This is a genomic window from Streptomyces sp. NPDC002785 (assembly GCF_040295565.1).
In the GTDB taxonomy this organism is placed as follows: domain Bacteria; phylum Actinomycetota; class Actinomycetes; order Streptomycetales; family Streptomycetaceae; genus Streptomyces.
Map to the genome: position 1 here is coordinate 1 of NZ_JBEOVN010000427.1, position 1453 is coordinate 1453.

The window sequence follows — 1453 nt, forward strand, 5'->3', positions numbered from 1 at the left end:
ACCGCTGACGAGATCGGGCGGATTACGGCGCAGGTTGCGGGCGGTGCGGCGAACATCGCCGACATCTACCCGCTGGCGCCACTGCAGGAGGGCATCTTCTTCCACCACCTGATGGGTGGCGACGACAGTGACGGCGGCACGGATGTGTACGTCCTGCCGACGGTCCTGGGCTTTGACTCCCGGGAGCGGCTGGATCAGTTCCTGACCGTGCTGCAGAAGGTCGTGGACCGTCACGACACGCTGCGTACGGGCTTCGCGTGGGAGGGCCTGCGCGAGCCGGTGCAGGTGGTGGTGCGCCATGCGCAGATCCCCGTGCGAGAGGTCGACCTGGGGGAGACCGGAGGCGCGGGCGCGGTCGACCGGCTGCTGTCCGCGTGTGCCCCCTCGATGGACATCAGGCAGGCCCCTCTCCTGCGCGCCACCGCTGCGGCGGAGCCGGGCAGCGACCGGTGGCTCGTGGTCATGCAGACCCACCACCTCGTACAGGACCACACGGCGATGGGCGTCCTTTTCGGTGAGGTCCGTGCCCTCCTTCAGAGCGAAGTGGACCTGCCGGCGCCGGTGCCGTTCCGTGAGTTCGTCGCGCAGGCACGGCTGGGCGTCTCCCGCGAGGAGCACGAGCGGTTCTTCGGCGAGCTGCTCAGCGGTGTCACCGAGCCCACGGCGCCGTACGGCCTCCTGGACGTGCGGGGCGACGGGTCGGATGTGGCCGAGTCGGCGATGACGCTGGATGCGGGCCTTGCTGCCAGGCTTCGGGCACAGGCACGCCGCCTGGGTGTGAGCCCGGCGACGTTGTTCCATGTCATCTGGGGCCGGGTCACCGCTGTGACCTCCGGGCAGGACGACATCGTCTTCGGCAGCGTCATGTTCGGTCGTATGCAGGCCGGAACCGAAGCGGACCGTACGCCGGGTCTGTTCATCAACACGCTTCCCGTGCGCATCCCGACGGGGCGCATCGCGGTGACGGACGCCGTCCGTGCCATGCAGAAGCAACTGGCCGACCTCCTCGTCCACGAGCACGCGCCGCTGACACTGGCGAAGCAGGCCGCTGGCCTCGCCGGGGAATCACCGCTGTTCACCTCGCTGCTCAACTACCGGCAGAACGCCAATGCCGCCGAGCGAGCCGACAGGTCGATCGAAGAGCTCAACGTCGGTTTTGAGGGCGTGCAATTGCTCTCGGCCCGTGAGCGGACGAATTATCCGTTGACGGTGTCGGTGGATGACACGGGTGTTGGTTTTGGGTTGACGGTTCAGGCGGCTGTGCCGATTGATGCGGGTTCGGTGTGTGGTCTGGTCGAGGCCGCGGCCGGGGGTGTGGTGGCCGCGTTGGAGGACGAGGCGGCTGGGTGTGCGCTGGACCGGGTGCGGGTTCTGGGTGAGGTGGAGCGGGGGCGGGTTCTGCGGGAGTGGAATGCGACTGCGTGTGAGGTGTCGGATGCGACGCTGACGGAGT

General features: G+C 68.3%; 1 protein-coding gene. It reads left to right on the forward strand.

The features are described 5' to 3' along the window. The coding region (locus ABTZ94_RS37535) for a condensation domain-containing protein (protein WP_351207945.1) at positions 1-1453 on the forward strand (1453 nt) is incomplete at both ends.